The following is a 23,286-nucleotide window of genomic DNA, read 5'->3' on the forward strand; positions in this document are numbered from 1 at the left end:
TGGCTTTACATACATCTGTACAGCCTAAAATAGTTACGCTACAAACCCACGGGACGCCCCCGCCATCAGCAATCCTGATCGCCTCAGTCCCGCGTACTGACCAACAGGCCACGGCTAACCAGCCTCTAATATGGTCAAAAACACAGAATTTTCGAAAGACGCTGAAAATGTTGGAAAACATCGCAACCGGTTCGACCATCAATATTAAAGTCGTGAAGCAACCTACTTCCGAAGCCGCCCGCAAGACACTCGTTCGCATCCTTTCCAAAGACGCTGACGCTGTCGCCGACAACAAGCGCCTCAAAGACACCCGTAAGGCTAACTACAATCCACAGCCTCGTGGTGGCCGCCTTTACTCGGGTCGCATGATCAAGATCCGCAACGTTAAGGGCAACATCGGTGAAACCGGTACAATCAAAGCAACCTACGACGTCATCAAAGACCTCGGCTCAGTTGCTCGCTTCCTCGAAATCGCTTCTGCATAATCTGCAGCAAAACAGATAAATTTAAAACCTCGCAGCGTGAAGCTACGAGGTTTTTTTATGCCTTATTTCAAAATTCATCCGTGAGCAATATTCTTCATCTCTACTTCCGTTGCTCAAATCTTCTGTGCGACATAGACCCCGTAGCTATAGTACGAGTGATATTTCTCATACAACGCTATCTCTTCTTTCTCCGCCTCAACAATCGCTAGCGATTCATCATTTTGATCGTACCGCTCGATAAAACTTGGAAAACGATCACGCATCGGCATGTAATAATTTTCCAACCAACAATGTGGCTGCAAGTAGAAGTAACCTTTCGGGCAGTACCCATGACGTTCCAATGCATTTATCTTGGCTGAAGCCGTATCAATCTCAGCGTATGCGCCTTCCCAATACGCCTGTAATTGATTTGGCCGGGTTTCACTTAACCAGGTAATCTCAGAAACAACCATAATCCCGCCTGGTTTTATTAACCGCTTCCATTCTGCAATCCCATTCTCAAACCCCATGTTGTAAATCGCCCCCTCTGACCAGATCACATCAAACGCTTCATCCTCAAATTGCAACGCATCCATCGAACAATTCAACGTTTCAATCCGATCCGCAACACCATGCCCATTCGCCCGTTTCTTAAGTGCCTCGAGAAAATCCTCCAGGAAATCCACCGCAACAACTTCCGCATCTAACTCTTTCGCCAACTGAATCGTAGACGCGCCTGTGCCGCACCCAATATCCAAAATCCTTAGTGACTTTGATCGATCAAGACCAGCCAATGTCATCGCCAGATTTGTTTCCGCTTCACCGCCCGGCCCCTGTCTTGTGCCATCAATATGAAGATCAATCAACAGTTTATAGTCATCCATATGTCGCTCCATTCTCAACACAATACATTGTATAACACAAAACCTCGCAGCTTCACGCTGCGAGGTTTTTTAATGGCATACATCAAACACTGATGCAAATAAAACTTACGCAGAAATCTTGAACTGCCCAACAATACTCTGAAGCCGTTCACTCTTCTCGCTCAGCGTCAGAGCCGCTTGAGACGCCTGATTCGCTCCCTCTGCGCTCTGCTGGATCACTGCAGAAATACTCGATATGTTATTCGAGATTTGCTCGGACGCCGCCGATTGTTCTTCAGCCGCCGCCGCAATATTCTGCACCATCGCCGTTACTTGGCCGCTGCCTTCAACAATCTGATCCAATGACTGCCCTGCACGTTGCGCTAATTCCACACCACGCGTTGCGATCTCATCACCACTATTCATCCGTTCAACAGCAGAGTTCGTACCCTCCTGAATCGTCTGAATCATATTGCTGATATCATCCGTCGCCTTGGTCGTGCGGTCAGCCAACTTCCTCACTTCATCTGCCACAACAGCAAATCCTCTGCCATGCTCCCCTGCCCTCGCCGCTTCAATGGCCGCGTTCAGCGCCAATAAATTCGTTTGATCTGCTACGTCATTAATCACTTCAACGATCTGCCCAATCTTCTCGCCTTGCTCACGCAATTCCCCCACAGCAACCGAAGATTCGCTCACAACCGTTGCGATTTCATTAATCCCCTGAACCGTATCCTGTACCACACTTCCGCCCTCATCTGCCGTACGATTCGCTTCCTCCGCCAATCGATTCGCATCCGCAGCCTTCTGAGCAACCTCGATTACGCTGCTGCTCATTTCTTCAACAGCAGTCGAAACCTGTGTCACCTGATCACGCTGCTCCTGCATCCCCTGCGCCATTTCCTCAGCACTCGCAGCAATCTCCGTGGATGTCGCTGCGACATCACCCGTTGCATCAGAAACCTCAGAAACAATCCCTCTCACCTTCTCTACAAATGTATTAAACCATCTAGCCAGTTCGCCAATCTCATCCTTAGAATCAACCTCGACGCGCTTCGTTAAGTCCCCCTCGCCCTGTGCGATATCCTTAATCCGATCAACAATCGATTCGATCGGCTTCACAATGCCTCTCGTAATAACAAACGCAATCAACATCGCGATAACTGAAGCCGCAATCAAACCAATGATGTTCAGTGTATTTGCCCATTGGACTGTTTTTACCGAGTCTTTTGAGAAGGTTGTTGCTTGTGCCAGCCCACTACTTTGAGCGCCGCTAGTCAATTCCTGGATACTCACACCCGACTTCACACACATCGCTAAACCATCATTGATCAATTTCCATGCTGCAATAATCCCAGATTCCGCAGCGCGGCAATCAACCGCCGCCTTCCTCATTTTATTCAAACACTCAAGATTCTCCTTCTTCGTCGTATTATCCCGGAGCCGATCAATGTGCTTCATAATCTCGTCAAGTGTTTCGAGACCCAGTTTCATATGCTCCGGATCACGATTCGCAATACTTTCAAGATTGATAATTCTGCAAGATGCGCCCAACGCCCCGATCTCTTTCGCTTCGACAATTTTCAAATGCCGATCGTGTACTTTCTCAACACTGCCCGACGCGATGTCATCTTGAAGCCCACTCTCTTGCATCTCAAGGTATTGGTTCAACCCTCCCAAAAACGCCATATACAATGCGCCCATTGCCTGTGAATCTTCCGCAGATTTTTGCGCGCCTTCTTCAATCGTGGCTATACCCTGCATGTATTCGACCAACAAGTCTTCCGCGATATTGATCGCATCACGCAGATCTTCTGCCCCTGTTTCCTCCGCGATTTGAAGCCCCTTCTTGTTTGAAGCCTGCATCGTAGATGCTAATTCTTTCGCTTTCGCCAACACATGTTCATCAAAACTATAGGAGTACTTCATCGTTTCGAATCGCATCAACCGCGTTGTACGCTCCGCTTCTGAGCCAATATTGATCTTCGGGATCGTCATATTGGACATGATCTGTGCTTCACGTGAGATCCCGTTCATCTCGTATATGGTCAACCCGCCAAGCCCCAGAATCATTGCAATTACAACTGCAAAACCCAGAATCATTTTCTTCTTGATATTCATTTTCTTCAGCATGATGTTTGCCTCCATCCTACCCCTGATATTTAGATAAATTAGTAATGTCATCTAAAGTACTTGAGCTAATTTATATGACTTGCCTGTTCCGAATAAAGCCCACCGAAACAGTAAATCTTACGACACTCCCATCCCCGATATTTTTAAAGGCGACTCAAACAGCCCGGCCACCTCACGAATAGAAATCTTCGATTCTCAATAACTCATCGCAAAACCAATTACACCTATCGGTTTGAATGAGTCATGTCCATCGTTGTAACTACGTGGCGAATCACCAATCAAAACAAAATCCACGCCCGCATTAACTTGCCAGTTCCCATACGACTTCGGCAGCATCGTCAAAGGCATGTCTGTCGAAACCCCAAGTTTTGCAAAACCAAAACTCGAATCATTCGTTCCGTAGTAATCGCGTAAACCAAACCCAATCGTTACCGGCAAATTCAACCGCATCGGCATAGATTTGCTATCACTCAATGTAAAACCTGGTGTGATACCCAGATCGACAAACCCACTCTTTCTTTTGCCCGGGATCCCCATAAACGTGTTGTCCACTTCAATGCTTAACATCCCCCATGGCTGCAACCCATTAAACCCTTCTATCTCAACACCCCATGCCTCCCATAATCCGCTATCGTCATAGTTAAATTTACCATACAACTCCGTCGCCGCATCACGCGTACCACTTGGCCAACATATCGTGTGCACGCCGCCTTCAAGCATCCAGCCGCCATCCAGCACAAATTGCACCCCAGCAAAATAATCATTCTCATAAAACTTCTCCGGCGAATTCTTCGCCGTCGTCCGCTTCTCGTGAATGCTTCCCCATCCCATCAAGTTGATATTCACCCCCTTAACCCGATCGCCCTCGCTCCCTTGATATACGTTAAAGCTTGCCACCGCCCATGGCTGCAGGATCACACCATCATCCTCAAAAATGAGGCCGCGTAAGTGATACGCGCTCACCGTATTCGCACCAGCCATCACATGAAGTCGACCTGTATTGATAGCGGCTTCTGTATCCTGTGCGTTTAAATCGATGTCCCCGATCAAACCCGTAATCATGACCCCCAACCCTATTGCCCTGAAAATACTCTTACATGAAAAATACATCGTTATGCCTCCGAACAATGAGATAGCTGACCGTCATATAGCGGTCTAACTTACAGTTAGTTAGATAGTAATTTCTTATCTACACTACGTTGAATTATGAACGCGCATTGCCCATATATTTTTTGCGCGTGATGTTGAACACAGACGTGTAAGCATTTCCCCTACCTCTTACGCCAGCTTTTATCGTCGCATTTTCGGTTCCACATAACAGTATTAATAATTTTTACATAGTGAAACCCCGATAATATCGCTTCTGCGGCTCATTGATTCGGTATTAAATTGATACTAAAAGCCATGTTCGAATGATATTCTTAGTCGAAAATCACACATTGCTGCCTCAGCATAAAGATGTTTAGTAAAGCTGAAATTGATGCGATAGCAACAAAAGTTGCCTAGGTAAAAAAAATGTTGATGCGCAAAATCACGTTTTTCAGCCTCAAAACCTCACCATACTTGTCCATTCTTTGGTTGTTTCTTGCCAAAGTTTCTGATTTTTGACCCAAAACTTATTCGTTTTGGATCAGTTTTTATAAGGGTAAATCACCGAATTCGAGAATTCGTGCGCACAGAATCGATGAGCATACAGGCAATTGACGATGCCGTTTCCCTCTCCCCACATCAGACCTTCAATTTACCCGAGCCACTTTCGTCGATAAACTTCCATATCAAAGGCAACACGAATAACTTCCTCGGGTAGCAGTTGTACACTTGGAAGTTCAGAATGTATTTGTACTTACACACTGAGAGAGCAACATCACTGTGAAAAGCATTAATCTTTCCAGTCAGATCCTAGAAAACGGCGGCGCCGAATTTATCAAGCGTAAAAAACCCGATTGGCTTCGCGCAAAGCTCCCAGGCGGCAAGGGTTACGCTGATACACGCACCCTCGTCGATAAGTACAAACTCAACACCGTCTGTGAATCCGCCATGTGCCCAAATATGGGTGAATGCTGGGCTCGCCGCACCGCCACCATGATGATTCTCGGCGATGTCTGCACCCGATCCTGTGGCTTTTGCCACATAAAGACTGGCAGGCCCCCGGTTTATGATCTTGACGAACCGCGACGCGTCGGCGAAGCCGCCGCACTCATGAATCTCAAGCACATTGTCATTACTTCCGTGAACCGCGATGAACTGCCCGACGGCGGTGCTGAGATTTGGGCCGAAATGATCCGAGAAATCCGTCGTTACAGCCCGGAAACGCAGATTGAAGTTCTCATCCCCGATTTCTGTGGTGACTGGGATGCATTACAACTCGTACTCGATGAGCGTCCTGAAATTCTCAACCACAACCTCGAAACCGTCCCCCGCCTCTACTCGGTTGTCCGTCCGCAAGCGACATATGAACGGTCAATCGAATTGCTCAAACGTGCTAAAGTACAAGGACTTACAGTCAAGACCGGCATCATGGTCGGTATCGGCGAGGAAGATCATGAAGTGGAAACACTCATCAACGATCTTGTCGAGGGTGTCCGCATCAAAGGTATCGGGACAAGCAATCCACAAACCGATATTGCTGGCCACGCACAGCCACCGAACCCAAACCGTAACTTCCCTGAAGGAGCTAGTTTAGAGCGATCTATCTCAGGGATCGGCGCTCCCGAAGATCACCGCGATAACATCACCAAGCGTGGTGCCTCGCTAATCGAGCATACCAATCCGTATTGGAACCATTCGGGCCCTGCCCCAGCTCCAGACATGACGCAGCATATCGCAGATATTTCGTATCCAAACGCCACATATCCCGGCGTACACGAGACTTGCGACATTCTTACCATTGGTCAATATCTGCAACCGACCCGAAATCACCTGCCTATTTCGCGCTGGGTGAAGCCAGAGCAGTTTGCCGCATTTAAGGCTTATGGCGAAATGCAAGGCGTGCGTCATGTCGAATCCGGCCCATTGGTCCGCTCTTCGTACCATGCTGATGATCAGGTTTTGCAATTGAGCTAAGTACGGCTCTGGTTGATGGTTGCGATTGTCGATCTTTTCGATTTGCACGGCTGCAATCGTCAAATGGTTGCTTTTCCCCAGCTTGCCAAAATGATGGCTTCGGGGTGGTTGCGATTTTGCCCTAAAGGCTTAGTGCTGATATCATTACCCCCTCAAATTTGCCGCTCGGCAGCAGGCTGTATGTACGCATGGCCTCCCTGTCCAGGGTCCCTGAAATTGTAAAAACGGGACGACCGAGCCGCTGGAGAATATGAACGATGTCTGAAACAAACTACCTCTACGAAGGCCTTTTCTTGATGGGACAATCCGCTGGCGCAGATCTATCTGGCGCTATGGATCACATCAAGGGTTTGCTTGATCGTGCAAGCGCTGATGTTGTTGCGATGCACAAGTGGGACGAGCGTAAGCTTGCATACCCGATTGGCAATATGAAGCGTGGTCTTTACGTACAGGTGATCTTTAAGGCTGAAGGCCAACAGCTTGTTAAGCTCGAGCGTGACTGCAATCTTTCTGAGCAGGTTGTGCGTGTGATGTTTACACGTGGCGAACACCTTGGTGAAGTTGAATTGAAGAACTTCATTGAGTCTGGCAGCATTACGGCTATTGAAGCAGAGCTGACGTCTGATGACGCGGAAGCAGCACCAGTGCCAGTGAAGGAAGAAGTTGCTCCTGCGAAAGTAGAAGCTGCGCCTGCAAAAGAAGAAGCTGCTGAGTAATCTAAGCGGCGAATAGAAGCCTGATATATAGCATGCAATGAGAATTGTGTGTATGACATTGAACGCGAAACGAGATCTGAGTTTCACTGTAATCGTGGGAAAGAGAACGTACGTACTCAGGTCTAAACAATGATTTGGAGAATATCCCATGCCGAATTTGAATAAAGTCTTTCTGATGGGCAATCTGACGCGTGATCCTGAATTACGTTATTTGCCTAACAGCAATATGCCGGTTGTGAATTTTGGGCTGGCGATCAATCGTACTTGGTATAACAAGAATACGAATGAGAAGCAGGAAGAAACGACCTTTATTGATGTTGAGGGTTTTGGTAAACAGGCTGAGATCGTGAATCAGTACATAAGCAAGGGCCGCCCGATTTTTGTGGAAGGTCGCTTGAAGCTTGATCAATGGCAAGACCAGAACGGTAATAACCGTTCAAAGATCAAGATTATCATGGAGAAATTCGAGTTCTTGGGCAGCCGGGATAATAACGGCGGCGGCGGGAACCGAGGTGGCGGTGGTGGAGGTGGTGGGTATAACCGCGGCGGAAATGACGGCGGCGGTTATGGCCAGCAGGGTCAGCAGTATGAGAATCCTTCACAGGGTTACTCAGGCGGATCTAACGGTGGTGGTGGCGGAGGCGGTGGTGGTGCGGCTCCGGCTGTTGATGTCAATGATGATGATATTCCATTCTAGAGAATGGATGATGCTGGCTGCGATTAAATGTTGTGGCTGGCGTGATAACCATGTTGGTGTACCGCTGAGGCCGATGTCGGCTTAAGGCAGGCGCCTAACTCAAAGTTAGTGCGAGAGCACTGTAGAAAGTAAAGAGGACAACATGAAACAGATCGAACTATTGCTGCTCGATAATGTTGCAAACTGCGGGATTGTTGGAGACGTTGTGAAGGTGAAGGCTGGTTACGCTCGTAACTACCTGGTGCCTCGCGGTCTGGCGACGATTCCATCAGAAGGCGCGATCAAGCGTTTGTCTGCACGTCGGGCAGAAGTTGAAGCAGAGATGAAGGCGCTTCGTGAGAAACACGAAGGTATCATTGGTAAGCTTGATGGTCATGAAATCACGATGATGCGTTCTGCCAACGAGCAGGGTGTGTTGTATGGTGGTGTGACTCAGCATGAGATTGCTGAAGAGCTACGTGGTGCGGGCTTTGAGATTGAAGATCGTCACGTACGTATTGGCGACCAGATCAAGCGTTTGGATTCTTATGAAATCCCAGTTGTGATTGATAAGGATCTCAAGGTTGATATCAAGCTATGGGTTGTTTCAGACAAGCCAGCAGAAGAGCTTGAAGAAAAAGCTGAAGTTGAGGCTGAAGTTGAAGCAGATGCTGAGTAAAGCAAGCTGTTAGGCTAAGTCTCACTTTGAGATAGATAATAAAACCGCTCGGTGATTACCGAGCGGTTTTTGCATGGGTGCGTGGATTAGAGAGGTTTATCTTTTACGAGAAAGCGTGAGCAGACCGGCGAGGCTGAGCAGTGCGATTGAGGCAGGTTCTGGGATTTCGACTGCGGTGAAGGAGAAATCGTCGCCGAAGACAGAAAGGGCGCCGCCGGGTAGTTGCTCGCCAGGGTGCGTGAAAACAAAGCCGACATCAGCTTTATTGGCTGTATCGGGAGCCGCTGCTAAAAGTGAAGAGAGGCTATAGACGTTTGCGGCGGCCGGGAAATCGATAGCTGCTTCATCTGAAGAAAGAAGCGTGTCGTCGTTGAGCCAATTGATGATGAGCTTGCCCGACAGGCCAATGATATCTGCGGTGCTATCTTCGAAAAGAAAGTTGGCATCGAACTGATAGCCGGAGCCAGCTGTTACATCGACAGATTGGAAGGCGCTTGTGTTTGATAGGAAAGTTTTGATGAAAAGTGTGTTGGTGCCGGTTTTTGCCTTGTCGTCCCAAGGCTGAACTTCAGATTCAACAAGAACCCAAGGATCAGTTCCGTCCTCGAAGCCTGCATTAACAAATAGATTGCTGGCTTGTGCTGAGTGCGCGGTTAGTAGAGCGGCGGCACAAATGGCGTGTGTGATAATTGGTTTGATAGATAACATTCTGAGCCTCCATGAAGATTTGAAAAAAATAGTAGGAGAAAAAGTAGAAACGTTCGAAAGCTGAAATTAGTGATAGATCAGTTATTAAAAAGTTCTCTGCCTAGACGCATGCAAATGAAAGCGGTTACATTAATATATTTAAAATAGTATGATCGCGAGGAAAGTCAATCGTAATATCATATATAGTTATAAAAATCAGATATTTATATGATATTGTGATTCGTCGAGATGAGAATTTGGGCAGATTGAGTGGGATGTGTGACCGTGTATTGATGTAAGCGATTACAGAAAGGAGGGGGATGAAAAGGTGTTACTGTTCGAGAAGTTGCAACTCGGCGAGTGCGAGGGCACTGTTTTCGGTGAAGTTGAAAACCTTGTCGAGGCTGGTGCTGATCATGACAGCCCAGATGGCGTCAATGGGGGAAACGACGCGGAGTTTGGCGTCTGCGTCAATAAGTTGTTTACGGAGCCTAAGGAGAAGTGAAAGATTCGAACTGTTGATCGTGGTGAGTTCTGATAGGTCAATAATAAGGTTCGGTAGCTTTATCAGACGGGTGAGTTCGACTTGTAGGGATTGCACCTCTTCAGTGAAATCGGGGTCATCTTCGAGAGCAAGTATCCAGATTGTGTCAGACCAATGTTGAATGGGCATGCTGAACCTTGTGGGGTTGAAGTTGTGTTGAATCACTGCAAGGCTATACACGTATCGCCTTGTTCTCTAGTTGAGATATAAAAAAAGACAGGCTGCGTGTGCGGCCTGTCTTAGGTGTCTATTTTTTGTTAGGTTTAATGCTTATTCAGCAGTGGATTCGGTGCTGTCTGTATCGTCGGCATCATCCTCGTCAGACTCGGCGATACGTGCGATGGAGATGAGTTGATCATCTGCTTTGACATTGACAACTCGGACGCCTTGCGTATTGCGAGCGGTTTTTCGGATTGTGCCAGCGTTAATCCGGACAATCATGCCTTCACGCGTGATGAGCATCAGGTCATCTTCCTCGGAGACGAGTTGCAGGGAGACAACGTTGCCGTTTCTTGCATTGACGACGATGTCTCGGCGGCCTTTACCGCCGCGGCCTTGAGGTTTGGGGCCATCAGCGGCTTGGACGAGGTATTCAGATGTGTCGGTACGTTTGCCGTAGCCGTTCTCGGTGACGGTGAGTAATTCAGCTTCGCAATCTTTAGGAACTTTGATGAGGCCGACGACTTCATCGCCAGACTTGAGGTCGATGCCTTTGACGCCAGAGGCGGTTCGGCCCATGAGTCGTGCGTCATTTTCATTAAAGCGGATGGACATACCGTTTTGGGTGCCCAGGAGGACGTGGTCTTCGCCGCTGGTCCAGGTGACGCCGATGAGGGAGTCGCCATCTCGGAGGTTGACGGCGATGAGGCCGCCAGAGTGGACGTTGCGGTATTCTTTGAGGGCGGTGCGCTTTACGCGACCAAGCTTGGTGGCAAAGAGTAGAAAGTCTTCGGATTTTTCAAAATCGCTGATCGGCATGAACTCACGGATGCGTTCGTTGGGCTGGAGGTTGAGCATGTTGATGATTGCTCGGCCTCGTGTGGTGCGTGGTGCTTCGGGGATTTCAAAGACTTTGATCTTGAAGACGCGGCCTGTGTTGGTGAAGCAGAGAAGGTCGTCGTGGGTTGAGGCAACGAATACTTGTTCGCTGAAATCGTCGTCCTTTGATTTGGCTCCAATGACGCCTTTGCCGCCCCGTCCTTGCTGCTTGTACTGTTCAACGGGGAGTCGCTTGACGTAGCCAGCATGTGTGATGGTGACGACGACTTGCTCGACTGGGGTGAGAGCGGCGAGGTCGAGTTCGCCGACTTCACCTTCTTGGATTTCGGTGCGGCGGATGTCGCCGTACTTGTTTTTGAGTTCGAGTGTATCGTCTTTGACGATGGAGAGAACGCGCGTGTGCGAGCCGAGGATATCTTCGTAGTCTTCAATTTGCTCAAGGAGTTTTGAGTAGTTTTTGACAAGCGTTTCGATTTCGAGTCCGACGAGTTGGATGAGTTGGAGCCGGCCGATGGCTTCGGCTTGGACCTTGGTGAGGATGACGTCGTTATCTGCAGATTGTGAGAGGAAACGATCGGGGATCGTTGGTGCGGCAGGGTGGTCGGTCGGGATGCGGAAGCCGCGTAACATCAGCTTTTCGATGGCTTCGTCGCGTGTGCGTGAAGAGCGGATGAGTTTGATGACTTCGTCGATGTCGCAGACGGCGTAGATGAGGCCTTCGATGCGGTGCGCTTCTTGTTGAGCTTGCCTGAGGCGGTAGGCGGTGCGTCTACGGATGACGACGATGCGGTGTTCGACAAAAAGGCTGATGAGTTGCTTGAGTCCGAGGGTTTCAGGGCGGCCGCGTACGAGTGCGATGTTGATGATAGAGAAGGTGCTCTGGAGCGGTGTCATTTGGTAGAGCTGGTTTTCAACGGTGTGCGGGTCGCCGCCGCGTTTGAGATCGATGACAACACGCATGCCGCCACGGTTGGAAGATTCGTCAACAATGTTGGCGATGTCGGTGAGTTTGTCGTTCTTACGGAGTTGGACAATTTTGTCGACGATGCCGTTGTTTTTGGAAACTTGATATGGGATTTCGGTGACGACGAGAACATCGCGGCCGTTTTTCTTTTCTTCGTGGTGGATCTTGGCTCGGACGGTGACGCGGCCACGACCAGTGGCGTAGGCTTGTGCGATACCGGCTCGGCCGCAGATGATACCGCCAGTCGGGAAGTCTGGGCCGGGGATGATTTGAAGAAGTTCTTGGAGTGTGATGTCGTGATTTTCAATATAGGCGATGATGCCATCACAAATTTCGCTGAGGTTATGGGGAGGCATGGAGGAGGCCATGCCGACGGCGATACCGGTGGAGCCATTGACGAGGAGGTTGGGGAATTTGGCGGGAAGGACGCGTGGTTCGTCGTACTGCTCGTCGAAGTTGGGTTGCCAATCGACGGTGTCGAGTTTGAGGTCTTCGAGCATTTCGACCGCATGGCGGTGAAGACGGGCCTCGGTGTAACGCATGGCGGCTGGTGGGTCTGGGTCGATGGAGCCGAAGTTGCCTTGCTTGTCGATGAGTAGGCCACGGGTTTTCCATTCCTGGCCCATGTTGACGAGGGTTGGGTAGATGGCGCCGTCACCATGTGGGTGATATTTTTTCATGGTCTCGCCCACGATACCGGCGCACTTGGAGTGCTTTCGGCCAGGGGTGAGATTGAGGTCATTCATTGCAACGAGGATGCGGCGTTGGGAAGGTTTGAGGCCGTCACGGACGTCTGGGAGGGCGCGATCGACGATCGTGCTCATGGCGTAGGTGAGATAGCTTTCAGCGAGTTCTTGTTCGATGGGCAGGTCAACATCGTAACCGCCGATAGCACTGCCAGTGTCCTGGTTTTCTGGTGCGTCAGGGTTTTGATTGTTGTCGCTCAAATCTTCAGGTTTATTTTCATCAGCCATTGTATTGTCTCAAGGTTCTCGCTGGTGCGATACTCGGTCTTTGTCCAGCCCCATTCCCACTGATATAGACCATCTATTATACCGGAAATGACGTTGGCCTGCTTGGGTTCGGTTCAGTAAATGGATGGTATTTAAGTGTATTTATACAAAGTATTTACGATGCTTGCCGGATGGGGTTGAGAAGGTGGTGAAAGAGGGAGTGTGAAAAGAGGTTTCTACGGGCAATCAAAAGTCATCAATTGCAGTATCGATCGACACAGCAATATGGCTGGCGGCTTTGATACGGGATTCGATCTGGATTGAATGAATTGTTAGATGTGACGTTGAAGAGATGAATACGCGGCTAGATAGAGGGTAATTGGAAATTCGAGATTACATTGGGGTATTTCGCGAATGCCACACAAAATTCGGTTTGCTGAGAACGACAACATATTGAGTCAGATGGTGATGCGGCACACTATCTAGCGGGCGATTGAAAAGCATATCTAAAAACATTTGCGTCTTTTAAATATTGGGTATTAACATCGGGATTCTTCCACTTTTAGAGTGTCTTGCGTAGACACTTGCCGCGTTCACCAATAGGTCGTTGCGCATTCAATACTGTTGATGGTGGCTCGACTTCTACAGCAAGTAACGATGCAAACTGCTCTAATCCTCCGTGGTTGCTTATTTGTTCTTGTTTATAAGTATCGATTCATGTTTTCGTCTATCTAACGATAAGATAGGAATATCGCTATGACAGCAATGACAACAATTGCAATGCCAACTGTGAAACAAACGAAGAACCTGATTGATGGAAAGTGGGTTGATGCTGCATCGGGTAGGACATTTAACGCTTACAACCCATCGACATCGGAGGTTATTGCGGAGGTTGCTGAATCGGATGCAAATGATGTGGATCGCGCGGTTCGGGCGGCGCAAGATGCGTTTCAAGGGTCTTGGTCAAAGTTCACTTCGCGTGAACGAGGCAAGCTGCTTTATAAGTTGGCGGACTTGATTGAGGATAATGCGGATGAATTAGCGGCTTTGGAGACGTTGAATAATGGGAAGCCGATTTCGGAGGTGAAGGCTGCAGATGTGCCGTTGGTGATTGCGACGTTTCGATATTATGCGGGCTGGGCAGATAAGATTTACGGGGAAACTGTGCCGATTGATTCGAATGATTTTTTTGTTTATACGAAGAAGGAAGCGGTGGGGGTTTGTGGGCAAATTATTCCTTGGAACTTCCCGATGTTGATGCTTGCGTGGAAGTGGGGGCCGGCTTTGGCCGCGGGTAATACGATTATTTTAAAACCAGCAGAGCAGACGCCGTTGACTGCTTTACGGATTGGCGAATTGGCGATGGAAGCTGGTTTTCCTAAGGGTGTGATCAATATTGTGAATGGGTTTGGTGAGTCGGCTGGTGATGCGTTAGTGAAGCATCGAGGTGTCGACAAGATTGCATTTACTGGACATTATGAAACAGCTCAGCTGATTATGAAATCAGCTGCGGATACGCTCAAGCGGATAACGTTTGAGTTGGGAGGTAAATCGCCGAATGTTGTGTTTGCCGATGCGGACATGGAACAGGCGGTTCAGGGGGCGATGATGGGGATTTTCTTTAATCAGGGGGAGGTTTGTTGCGCGGGTTCGCGGCTATTCGTCGAGCAATCATCGCATGATGAGTTTATTGAGAAGTTTAAAGTGGCTGCGGAGTCACACCGAGTTGGTGATCCGTTTGATCTAAAAACGCAGCAAGGAGCACAGGTTTCAAAAGAGCAATACGAGAAAATTCTGAGCTATATCGATATTGGTAAGAATGAGGCTGAGCTTGTGACGGGTGGTGAGCCGGCTCAGGATAAGGGTTGGTTTGTAAAGCCAACGATATTTGCTGGAGTTTCGAATGACATGCGGATTGCCCAAGAAGAAATCTTTGGGCCTGTGGTATCAGTGATTCCGTTTAAGGATCATGATGATCTTATTAGACAAGCGAATGATACGGTTTATGGTTTAGCGGCTGCAGTTTGGACGCAGAATATTTCAAAGGCGATGCGCTTAGCTAATGAGGTCAGGGCTGGTACGGTTTGGGTGAATTGCTATAACACGTTTGATCCGGCTGCACCTTTTGGTGGGTATAAATTCTCCGGGCACGGTCGTGAATGCGGTAAGGATGCGATTCACAATTATGTTGAAACGAAAACAGTTTGGGTGTCGACGAAGTAACGCATATATCTGAACAGAAAAAACCGAGCTTATAAAAGCTCGGTTTTTTATTAGTAATTGGCTGATCGTTGTAGATTACAGGTTGACAAGGAAATCCTGCAAAACGTTCGCGTGGTTATGGATCTCGTCTTTGGCACCATAGACGAGGGTAAGAACTTTGTAGGGTTCGGCTTTGTTCATGAGGAGCTGAGCATCAACTTCTTTGTGTTCCAGCTCAAGGGTGTAGCGTTTTGCGAAAGAGGCGAATTTTTCGGGCTCGTGATTAAACCATTTCCGTAGTTGAGTGCTGGGAGCAAGCTCTTTGACCCATGCGTTTAGTTTGGCGGCGTCACGAGAGACTCCACGAGGCCAGAGACGGTCGATAAGAACACGGAAACCATCGTCAGGTGCTGGTGGGTCATAGATGCGTTTTATGGCGATTTCGAGCATGGTGATTTTGGATGCAAAGGTTATTGGGGCATGAGTTGAACATAATTATCGATCATATCGAGATATGTTTCAATTTCAGTATCGGGGAGAAATGAGGTTTGGAATGAGTTTTTCGCAAGTTGGATGATGTTTTGCTCATTGAGGCCGATGGGTGTGATGAGATCTGTGAAATTTTGGTTAATGTATCCACCAAAGTATGCGGGATCATCGGAATTGATAGTTGCTTTTAGGTTATGCTCAAGCATGGTTTTGATTGGATGTTCGGAGAGGTCTGAGACGACTTGAAGTTTATCATTGGAGAGTGGGCAAATCGTTAAGCCTATCTGGCGATTAGATAATTCCGTAATGAGTTTGAGGTCATCAAGGCAGCGGTTGCCGTGATCGATGCGGTCAACGTTGAGGAGAGTGAGTGCTTCCCAAATGTATTCTGCTGGCCCTTCTTCTCCAGCGTGTGCGCAGAGTTTGTAGCCTTGATCGCGGGATAGAGAAAATACTTCGGCAAATTTACTAGGCGGGTTGCCGAGCTCGCTGGAGTCGAGGCCTACAGCGGTGATGTGATCACGGTATGGGAGGGATTGCTGGAGTGTTCGTATCGCGTCGTCTTCGTCAAGATGGCGGAGGTAGCTCATGATGAGATAGCTGGAGAGATCAAGGTTTTTACGGGCATCATGAAGCGCTTCAAGAATCCCTTCGATCACAGTCTCGAATGAGATGCCGCGGTGTGTATGGGTTTGCGGGTCAAAGAAAATTTCAACGTGTTTGACGTTGTCGTTAGCGGCGCGGCAGAGGTAGGCATAAGTGAGATCGTAGAAGTCCTGTTTGTGAATGAGGACCCCTGCCCCGGCGTAATAGATGTCGAGAAATTCCTGGAGGTTATTAAAGTTGTAGGCAGCTTTGACTTCGTTGATCGAGTTGTAAGGGATAGGGATGTTGTTTCTTCTGGCGATCTCGAACATGAGTTCGGGCTCGAATGAGCCTTCGATATGGAGATGCAGCTCTGCTTTGGGGATACTCTGAGCGAATGTAATAAGGTTCATGGGATTGCGGCTCCTTGTGCATGCGGGGCTGAGGCAGTGTTGCGGTAATGCCTCAAGCTCTGAACTTTTCTATTGTTATAATGCGTGGGAATCTGTCAAATGTTTTGTGAAAACGAGCTAATTTGAGGTGCAATGACCGGAGCAAAAGTCATGAGAGATGGGTTGAGACAAGGGAACGTGTGTGGTTGGCTGGTTGTTATTTTAGTTGGCATCATGATGGGGCATTTGGGCGGTATTGCACGGGGGGATATTGTTGGCGCGAAAGAGCGATCGATTGTTGATGCTGGCAAAGTCATGATTGAGGGCGGGGAGTATACGGAGGCGAGGGCATATTTTGAAAGTGCGATTGAATCGAATCCAGAGCTTGTTGATTTGCATGTCCAATTAGGGTTGCTGCATTTGATGCTTGAGAATAAGCGGGATGCTGTTCGAGTTTTTCGTGATGGGGATCGGCTTGGCTCGATGAAATCAACGAATATGCTGGGTCGGTGCTATCAGTCAGGTTTTGGTGTTGGGATCAATTATGAGAAGGCGTCGATTGCATTTGGAAAAGCGGCTAATGGCGGTGACTTGGATGGGATGATCAATTTAGCGTATATGTATTTGCGAGGTGAAGGGGTTGGATATGATGTGCAGAAAGCGGTGGATTGGCTAGAAAAAGCGGCGGATGCGGATGAAGGCGATGCGATTTATATGTTGGGGAAGTTGAACCTTTATGGTGGGCATTTCCCAAAGAATGTTGTCAAGGGAATGATGTGGTTGAATAAGGGAATTAAGATCAAGCATACGCTGTCGATGTTGGAATTGGCGCGGTGTTACCAGGAAGGGGTGGTTGTTGAGAGGGATGAAAAGAAGGCGCTTGAGCTGATTCAGGAAGCGGCAAAATTAGGCGAAGCTGAGGCCTACAAAAAATTGGCGGATCAAGCTGCGGATATGGGGATAGATTCACGCGATACGAATGAGGCAATTATCAGCAATCTGACTGCGGCGGCAGAATTGGGCAGTTACGATGCAACATATGAGCTAGCGCGATTGTATTTGGCTGGTGAGATTGTTGTGGGTGATGTTGAGGCTGCGCGCAGCATGTTTGAATCGTTAGCAAAGCAGGAATATGCTCCAGCTTATAGCGAGTTGGGGCTAATGTACTTGAGTGGGGTCGGATTTCCGCGCGACTACAAACAGGCGGCTGAAAATTTCAGAGAAGCGGCGGAACGTGGCGATCCGAGAGGGATGCGATTGTTGGGTATGGAATACAAGCGTGGGATGGGTATGGAGCAAGACCTTGATAAGGCAAGGTTGTTATATGAGAGGGCTATTGAGGGGGGCGATGCGAAATCGTTCTATATGCTTGGAGCTTTATATCAGCATGGGGAAGGCGTTGAGCAGGATCGTGTTTTGGCGAGGAAGCTCTATGAACAGGGCGTTGCGTTGGTTGATGAGACGGCGATGTGCGGCTTGGGATCAATGTATTTGGAAGGTGAAGGAGGGGTGAATCGGGATGTAGATCGAGCGATTGCTTTGTTTGAGCGGGGGAGAGATCTAGGTGAGTATGGGGGAGCTCTACGGCTCGGCTTGATGTATTGGCAGGGTAATGGTGTTAATCAGAATTTTGCCAAAGCGCGGCGGCATATGGAAGATGCTGTGCGTTTGGGATCGGCGCGTGCGTTGGTTCTCCTGGGAGAAATGGCGGCGAAAGGGCTTGGTGGAGAGCGTGATTTTTATTTAGCGAAAGCACTGTTGAGGCGTGCTGTGCTCCTGAATGAAACTAGTGCTTATATTCTTTTGGGATCCATACATGATGGAACGGAAGGCCACCCAACGGATTATCAGATCGCGAGAAAGATGTACTACAAGGCGTATTTGTTGGGTTCCGCTGAGGCTTGTCGAATGCTGTCCAAGTTAGCGATGAAGGGGTAAAGATGCAGAGAAGACGTTGGCCTATCTAGAAGAAGGTGTTAAGCGGGGAGATGCGAAGTGTGCGACGAGTCTTGGTTACTTGTATGTGACAGGGAAATATGGCATTGGGGTTGATGCAGAAAAAGCATTGAAGTATTTGAAGATTGCGGAGAATCGTGGGGATCTGGACGCGGTTATAATAAGGGCTGAAAGTTACTTTGACGGGCAAGGTGTCGAGGAGAATAAAGGCAGAGCATTAGAGATTCTTCTGGATAATGAATACCATGAGAATGCTGCCATTTTCGAGAAAATCAGCGAGTACTACTATCACGGAGCTAGCGGGCTGCAGGATTTAGCAAAGGCGAGAGAGTATGCAAAACGTGCGGTTGATATGGGAAACCCGGAAGCATGCATGATGATGGCACGTTTGGAGCATGAGGATTTTGCACCAAACAAAGAGAAGGTTGCCTATTGGCTTAATCGGGCTTCCGAATTGGGTGAACCGAACGGTCAGTACCGGTTAGCGTTGATGTATGTTCAGGGGGTTATGTTTGAAAAATCATATCTGGAAGCTGTGAATATATTGAAAAAATTGGGGCTTAAGAATTACACACCTGCGTATCGGGCTATGGCTGATATTTATATGAAGGGTGATCAGACGCTTGAGAAGAATGAAAGGATTGCGCTTCGGTATTATCTTAAGGCTGCCCAGGCGGGTGACCTGAGTTGCGCGTATCGGCTGTATACGCTACAGCATGAATTGACGCAGTTTAAATTCACGGATGAGGAGATTGCAAAAGGGTTTGAGATTTTGAAGGCTGCTGCTGATACGGGGGATGTGATGGCGATGAGTCGTGTTGGGCGGATATCGTGGAGTAAGACGTATCGGCATTACAACATTGCCCGAAGTGTGCGGTATTTTAAGATGGCAGCTGAGCGGGGAGATATGAAATCAGCATTTGCTGTGGGCATCGTGTATGACCTGTATTTGAAGCCAGCCCAATATGAGAAAGCGAGACAATGGTACGAGATTGCAGCTAAGGGTGGTTCTCATGAAGCACTCAATCAGTTGGGGCGGATATATCAACATGGTTTGGGTGTGGAGAAGGATTTGCAACAGGCGTTGGGGATTTATCAGATGGCGATGAAGAAAGGTGTGCCGATTGCGATGGTGAATGTGGGGTGGTTCTATGAGAATGGCGTTGTGGTTGAGAAGGATGTACGACGTGCGATGACGTTGTACAAGAAGGCGGCGCATACTGGGAGTGCAGATGGGATGATGTCGCTGGGTAAGCTATATTACAAGGGTATTGGTGTGGCGCGTGATCAGAAAAAGGCGTATGAATATATCAGGCAGGCTGCCCGGTTGAAGTTGGCTGAGGCGCAGACATTTTTGACATCTAACGATGTGGCTTGGTGATATGTTTGGGTAGGATTTGACTTGCGTGGAATCTAAGGGACAATCTGCCAATCATTTAGGGGGCTGGGAGGGGGTTATCGTATATGGATTTTGTGGCATTGCGGCTACATAGAATGTTGTTTTAGATGTTAGTGCGGGCGTGAGAGCGGCTGCGTGTTAAGAATCCCTGGAAGGCAGTGATTATGGAAGCAGGCATTGTTGGCCTCCCGAATGTCGGTAAATCGACATTGTTTAACGCTTTAACGGCGGCAGGTATACCGAGTGAAAACTATCCGTTCTGCACAATTGAGCCCAATGTCGGTGCAGTTTCTGTGCCAGATCCGAGATTAGCAAGGATTCATAAACACATTGAAACAGATCGGATTTTGCCTGCAGTTCTGAAGCTGGTCGATATTGCGGGTATTGTGAAAGGGGCGAGTGAAGGCGAGGGACTTGGCAATAAATTTTTGTCGCATATTCGAGATGTCGATGCAATTCTGCACACAGTTCGTTGCTTTGAAGATGAAGATGTGACGCATGTCGATGGCTCAATTGATCCGATACGTGATATTGAGATTATTGATATGGAATTGATGCTGGCTGATATGGCAACTGTTGATACTGCTATCAGCAAGGCGCAGCGCTTAGTGAAATCGGGTGATAAAGAAACTAAGGCACGTCTGGCTTCACTTGAAAAATGTAAAGCTCATTTGGATCAGGAGAAGCCACTTCGTGGCTTGGATTTGGATGAAGAAGAGCAAAGGCTTCTGAAGAGTTATGGCTTGCTGACGGCGAAGCCAGTTCTATATATCGCAAATGTTGATGAAGATGCCATTTTAGAAGACAACGATCATGTTCAAGTGGTTAAAGCAAGAGCCAAAGATGAGGGTGGTGAGGTTGTTAAGGTTTGCGCGAAGCTTGAAAGCGAATTGGCAGAGCTTGATGCTGAAGATCGAAATGAACTTCTGGAATCGGTTGGTTTGGATGAACCGGCTTTAGATCTTCTGGCTAGAGCAGCGTATGAGTTGCTAGGGCTGCAAAGTTACTTCACCGCTGGTGAGATAGAAATTCGGGCATGGACAATCCCAGTTGGAGCGACAGGCCCGCAAGCTGCGGGTGTGATTCACAGCGATTTTGAAAGAGGTTTTATTCGGGTCGAAGTCTTTTCACTCGAAGATCTTGAAGCTCATAAAACTGAGAAAGCGATTCGTGAAGCTGGCAAGTTGCGGGTTGAAGGCAAAAACTACATTGTTCAGGATGGTGATATTTGTCACTTCCTTTTTAATGTTTAGTGAACCTGAAATAGTATGATTAAGAGCTTGGAAGAAATTCCAAGCTCTTTTCGTTTGTAGATTAATGCATGAACGAACGGAAATAAGATTCGGTTTGAGTGATCATTGAATACGATGAGTGATTATTGAATTTTGTAGAGTGTATAGATCGGTGTGTTGGTGACTATTGTCCATTTTGCTTGCTGAGCAACCTTAGTAATTGATTGTTCATTGACAGCGGGATCAAAGCCGTACGTCTCTTGTAGTCGTTTAATCTCAGGGTGGTGAACATATATATGGGTAATACCTTGAGATTTTAATGCGCTTGTTATTTGTATTGGATCATTGTTATATTTACGCATTAGCTCGCCAAGTGGGTTGATGTCGAATGCGGTGTTATATGTGATTTCAGGCTTGATAAATAGTAGTGAAGCGTTGTCAGCAATGAGAAGAACATGTGAATCAGAGGGAAGATTATTCAAAACATGATTTGGGTATAGTTCAGAATTTATTGAAGTAAAATCGTAATAACCTGTGATGTAATAAGGGGGAACTTTGACCATTCTCCCTGTTTCGTCTTTAACTTTTGTTGTTTGCGACCAAAGCGTCATTGCTTGTGTTGCAAAGAGCATGAGAATGACAATGGAAGCAGTTAGTGGGGCAATATATGCCATGCGGTGATATGTAATACGATGCAATCTAGAAAAACCTAATGCGATAATGAGTGAAATTGGGATAAGTGTTGGGATTAAAAATCTGGATTGAAGATGCGTGCCGAGGGACCAGAACAAAAACTGGCATAACAGGAGAAGCAGGAGTGTTATTGCCGGGCGGCGAGTTTGTGAAGACGAGAGGGAGAGAATACACGCTGCGAATAACAGAATTGTTAGAAGCGGTACGCCGTTTTCAACTGTAAAGCGTGCAATGTTGTTCTTTTCAGGCGGTGTGGGCGTTCCAGACCAAGAACCATAACCACGGTTGGTGATGAATTGGCGATTGAGTGCTGTTAGATAAGAATCTGATGACATAGCCAAGCTGTGGCCGCGTTCCCATCGTTCGTTTAAATCAGGAGAATTGTCTGAAACTGTTCCCCAATGAGCTTGACCAAATGTTGCTGTTGCAAAGGGAAAAACTGGATTGCCTGTCCAGATCGTATTACGGATCAGGTAGGGTGATAGCGTTAGGATTCCTGTGATTGCAACAATTGAAGCTGATTTGAGGCAGATTTTGGTTTGGCCATTATTCTTGGCAAAGCGTGGGTGAAGATACGGTATGAGGATGATTAAGCCAATCGGAATCGCAAAAAAGAAGCCTGCTGTCGGTTTAGCGAGCGTGGCGAGTCCAAGAAAAAAACCAATGGCTAGTAATGTAGACTTGTGATACTGATGGGAAAGTGGTTGACGTAATACTAACGCAAAAGCTGCTGAGCCGAATGCGGTCATGAACATTTCATTGTATGCAAGCGATGCTGTAATCAGTACCCAAGGTGTGGTTATAAAAATTGCAGTTGCGATTAGTGCATACATCCTGCCTGTGTATGGACGGATCGCAGTCGCAAGTAGTGCTGCGGTCAAGATCGCAAATGATGCATGGAAGAGTTGGATGGTATAGATCGATGTGATAACTGAATTGTTTAACGTGCCAACTAAGTAATAAAGTGATTCGCCAAGCGATGGTAAAAAAGAATATACATTGTGTGTGAGACCACTCATTTGGCCGTTCTGTAGCCATTCATTTGGTATTTGCAAATGGTATGACGTGACATCGTAACCAAAGGCTTCAATTTGCCATAGCGTACCCGGTGGGCAGGTAGCCGCGACTAGCAAAGCCCCGATCGCAGGTGCCGAAAGTAAGGCTAAATAATTGGGGATTTTGGGCTTAGCGGGTCGTTTAAAAAGTAGTGGTATTACGCCTACGATAAGAAATATATATGCGATTGACTGTGTCAGTAAGCCGAATGCCGCAAGGATGTAAGTCGTAAGTGCAATAAAGCCTAAACCAGTCACAATTTGTAATGTAAATGGGATTGAGATTGTATTTGTCGTGTGTAAACGGAGTTTAGAAAGCAGAAACGAAAATAATCTGTTATAGCCGAGGGCTGAGGCGTAGATCAGTACAATTAATGGTAATGCTGATATAGCGACCGTCATATTTTTGACGAGTGCTTCGGTATTAACAGGAATGATGCTCGTTTGCTGTACAAATGTAAGGGCTATCAGTATGACCGCTATAAAAGCTATCAAGAAAGCAAAATAGTGCGTGTATGATTTTGTCATGAGCTCATGTTGTT

The 23,286-nt window shown here is 47.7% G+C and carries 18 protein-coding genes; 9 read left to right on the forward strand and 9 right to left on the reverse strand.

What is annotated here, in order from left to right; all coding sequences use genetic code 11:
• Positions 1-167 precede the first annotated feature (167 nt).
• Positions 168-485 carry a hypothetical protein gene (locus KS4_RS08230; protein ID WP_145076917.1) on the forward strand — a complete coding sequence of 106 codons (318 nt, stop codon included), beginning with the start codon at positions 168-170 and terminating at the stop codon, positions 483-485.
• A 113-nt stretch (positions 486-598) separates the two neighbouring features.
• Here KS4_RS08230 and KS4_RS08235 read toward each other — a convergent pair whose 3' ends face one another.
• The 3 genes from KS4_RS08235 to KS4_RS08245 all read right to left on the reverse strand — a co-directional run bounded on the left by KS4_RS08235 (position 599) and on the right by KS4_RS08245 (position 4,522).
• Positions 599-1,348, reverse strand: coding sequence for a class I SAM-dependent methyltransferase (locus tag KS4_RS08235; protein WP_145076919.1), 750 nt, complete (start codon positions 1,346-1,348; stop codon positions 599-601).
• Positions 1,349-1,453: 105 nt separating this feature from the next.
• A complete protein-coding gene (locus tag KS4_RS08240) occupies positions 1,454-3,460 on the reverse strand; it encodes a methyl-accepting chemotaxis protein (RefSeq protein ID WP_200761710.1) in 2,007 nt (668 codons plus the stop codon).
• A 195-nt stretch (positions 3,461-3,655) separates the two neighbouring features.
• Positions 3,656-4,522 (reverse strand): hypothetical protein, encoded by an 867-nt coding sequence (locus KS4_RS08245; protein WP_145076923.1) that lies wholly within the window; start codon positions 4,520-4,522, stop codon positions 3,656-3,658.
• Positions 4,523-5,329: 807 nt separating this feature from the next.
• Between KS4_RS08245 and KS4_RS17575 the strand changes: the two genes are divergently transcribed.
• The 4 genes from KS4_RS17575 to rplI all read left to right on the forward strand — a co-directional run bounded on the left by KS4_RS17575 (position 5,330) and on the right by rplI (position 8,594).
• Positions 5,330-6,523 (forward strand): lipoyl synthase, encoded by a 1,194-nt coding sequence (locus tag KS4_RS17575; protein WP_200761711.1) that lies wholly within the window; start codon positions 5,330-5,332, stop codon positions 6,521-6,523.
• Positions 6,524-6,780: 257 nt separating this feature from the next.
• Positions 6,781-7,239 (forward strand): 30S ribosomal protein S6, encoded by a 459-nt coding sequence (gene rpsF, locus KS4_RS08255; protein WP_145076924.1) that lies wholly within the window; start codon positions 6,781-6,783, stop codon positions 7,237-7,239.
• Positions 7,240-7,387: 148 nt separating this feature from the next.
• The gene (locus KS4_RS08260) at positions 7,388-7,936 is read left to right on the forward strand and encodes a single-stranded DNA-binding protein (RefSeq protein WP_145076926.1); all 549 of its coding nucleotides are present in this window, start codon (positions 7,388-7,390) and stop codon (positions 7,934-7,936) included.
• A gap of 142 nt (positions 7,937-8,078) precedes the next feature.
• Entirely contained in the window at positions 8,079-8,594 is a 516-nt protein-coding gene (gene rplI / locus KS4_RS08265; protein ID WP_145076928.1) for a 50S ribosomal protein L9, read from the forward strand.
• A gap of 96 nt (positions 8,595-8,690) precedes the next feature.
• Here the strand turns inward: rplI and KS4_RS08270 are convergent, their stop codons facing one another.
• From KS4_RS08270 to gyrA, 3 genes are all read right to left on the reverse strand, one after another.
• Positions 8,691-9,302: a PEP-CTERM sorting domain-containing protein gene (locus KS4_RS08270; RefSeq protein ID WP_145076930.1), complete on the reverse strand. Its 612-nt coding sequence runs from the start codon at positions 9,300-9,302 to the stop codon at positions 8,691-8,693.
• A 310-nt stretch (positions 9,303-9,612) separates the two neighbouring features.
• Positions 9,613-9,954, reverse strand: coding sequence for an STAS domain-containing protein (locus KS4_RS08275; RefSeq protein ID WP_145076932.1), 342 nt, complete (start codon positions 9,952-9,954; stop codon positions 9,613-9,615).
• 141 nt (positions 9,955-10,095) lie between these two features.
• Positions 10,096-12,762 carry a DNA gyrase subunit A gene (gyrA, locus tag KS4_RS08280; RefSeq protein WP_145076934.1) on the reverse strand — a complete coding sequence of 889 codons (2,667 nt, stop codon included), beginning with the start codon at positions 12,760-12,762 and terminating at the stop codon, positions 10,096-10,098.
• 735 nt (positions 12,763-13,497) lie between these two features.
• Between gyrA and KS4_RS08285 the strand changes: the two genes are divergently transcribed.
• Positions 13,498-14,964 (forward strand): aldehyde dehydrogenase family protein, encoded by a 1,467-nt coding sequence (locus KS4_RS08285; RefSeq protein ID WP_145076936.1) that lies wholly within the window; start codon positions 13,498-13,500, stop codon positions 14,962-14,964.
• A 75-nt stretch (positions 14,965-15,039) separates the two neighbouring features.
• Here KS4_RS08285 and KS4_RS08290 read toward each other — a convergent pair whose 3' ends face one another.
• Complete coding sequence (locus KS4_RS08290) at positions 15,040-15,393, reverse strand: DUF488 domain-containing protein (RefSeq protein WP_145076938.1); 354 nt, start codon at positions 15,391-15,393, stop codon at positions 15,040-15,042.
• A gap of 20 nt (positions 15,394-15,413) precedes the next feature.
• A complete protein-coding gene (locus KS4_RS08295) occupies positions 15,414-16,430 on the reverse strand; it encodes an adenosine deaminase (RefSeq protein ID WP_145076940.1) in 1,017 nt (338 codons plus the stop codon).
• A gap of 150 nt (positions 16,431-16,580) precedes the next feature.
• On the opposite strand from KS4_RS08295, the gene KS4_RS08300 reads away from it, so the two are divergent.
• The 3 genes from KS4_RS08300 to ychF all read left to right on the forward strand — a co-directional run bounded on the left by KS4_RS08300 (position 16,581) and on the right by ychF (position 21,017).
• A complete protein-coding gene (locus KS4_RS08300; RefSeq protein ID WP_200761712.1) occupies positions 16,581-18,347 on the forward strand; it encodes a tetratricopeptide repeat protein in 1,767 nt (588 codons plus the stop codon).
• 16 nt (positions 18,348-18,363) lie between these two features.
• Entirely contained in the window at positions 18,364-19,746 is a 1,383-nt protein-coding gene (locus KS4_RS08305; RefSeq protein ID WP_145076944.1) for a tetratricopeptide repeat protein, read from the forward strand.
• 182 nt (positions 19,747-19,928) lie between these two features.
• Positions 19,929-21,017: a redox-regulated ATPase YchF gene (gene ychF, locus KS4_RS08310; protein ID WP_145076946.1), complete on the forward strand. Its 1,089-nt coding sequence runs from the start codon at positions 19,929-19,931 to the stop codon at positions 21,015-21,017.
• A 122-nt stretch (positions 21,018-21,139) separates the two neighbouring features.
• Here the strand turns inward: ychF and KS4_RS08315 are convergent, their stop codons facing one another.
• Positions 21,140-23,272, reverse strand: a complete 2,133-nt coding sequence (locus KS4_RS08315) for an ArnT family glycosyltransferase (RefSeq protein WP_200761714.1) — start codon at positions 23,270-23,272, stop codon at positions 21,140-21,142.
• Positions 23,273-23,286: the final 14 nt, after the last annotated feature.

It is taken from the genome of Poriferisphaera corsica (assembly GCF_007747445.1).
Classification (GTDB): Bacteria; Planctomycetota; Phycisphaerae; order Phycisphaerales; family Phycisphaeraceae; genus Poriferisphaera; species Poriferisphaera corsica.

Coding starts and splice junctions, on each gene's coding strand:
- KS4_RS08230 (WP_145076917.1), top strand. CDS start 168: ATGTTGGAAAACATCGCAACCGGTTCGACCATCAATATTAAAGTCGTG.
- KS4_RS08235 (WP_145076919.1), bottom strand. CDS start 1,348: ATGGATGACTATAAACTGTTGATTGATCTTCATATTGATGGCACAAGA.
- KS4_RS08240 (WP_200761710.1), bottom strand. CDS start 3,460: ATGCTGAAGAAAATGAATATCAAGAAGAAAATGATTCTGGGTTTTGCA.
- KS4_RS08245 (WP_145076923.1), bottom strand. CDS start 4,522: ATGATTACGGGTTTGATCGGGGACATCGATTTAAACGCACAGGATACA.
- rpsF (WP_145076924.1), top strand. CDS start 6,781: ATGTCTGAAACAAACTACCTCTACGAAGGCCTTTTCTTGATGGGACAA.
- KS4_RS08260 (WP_145076926.1), top strand. CDS start 7,388: ATGCCGAATTTGAATAAAGTCTTTCTGATGGGCAATCTGACGCGTGAT.
- rplI (WP_145076928.1), top strand. CDS start 8,079: ATGAAACAGATCGAACTATTGCTGCTCGATAATGTTGCAAACTGCGGG.
- KS4_RS08270 (WP_145076930.1), bottom strand. CDS start 9,302: ATGTTATCTATCAAACCAATTATCACACACGCCATTTGTGCCGCCGCT.
- KS4_RS08275 (WP_145076932.1), bottom strand. CDS start 9,954: ATGCCCATTCAACATTGGTCTGACACAATCTGGATACTTGCTCTCGAA.
- gyrA (WP_145076934.1), bottom strand. CDS start 12,762: ATGGCTGATGAAAATAAACCTGAAGATTTGAGCGACAACAATCAAAAC.
- KS4_RS08285 (WP_145076936.1), top strand. CDS start 13,498: ATGACAGCAATGACAACAATTGCAATGCCAACTGTGAAACAAACGAAG.
- KS4_RS08290 (WP_145076938.1), bottom strand. CDS start 15,393: ATGCTCGAAATCGCCATAAAACGCATCTATGACCCACCAGCACCTGAC.
- KS4_RS08295 (WP_145076940.1), bottom strand. CDS start 16,430: ATGAACCTTATTACATTCGCTCAGAGTATCCCCAAAGCAGAGCTGCAT.
- KS4_RS08300 (WP_200761712.1), top strand. CDS start 16,581: ATGAGAGATGGGTTGAGACAAGGGAACGTGTGTGGTTGGCTGGTTGTT.
- ychF (WP_145076946.1), top strand. CDS start 19,929: ATGGAAGCAGGCATTGTTGGCCTCCCGAATGTCGGTAAATCGACATTG.
- KS4_RS08315 (WP_200761714.1), bottom strand. CDS start 23,272: ATGACAAAATCATACACGCACTATTTTGCTTTCTTGATAGCTTTTATA.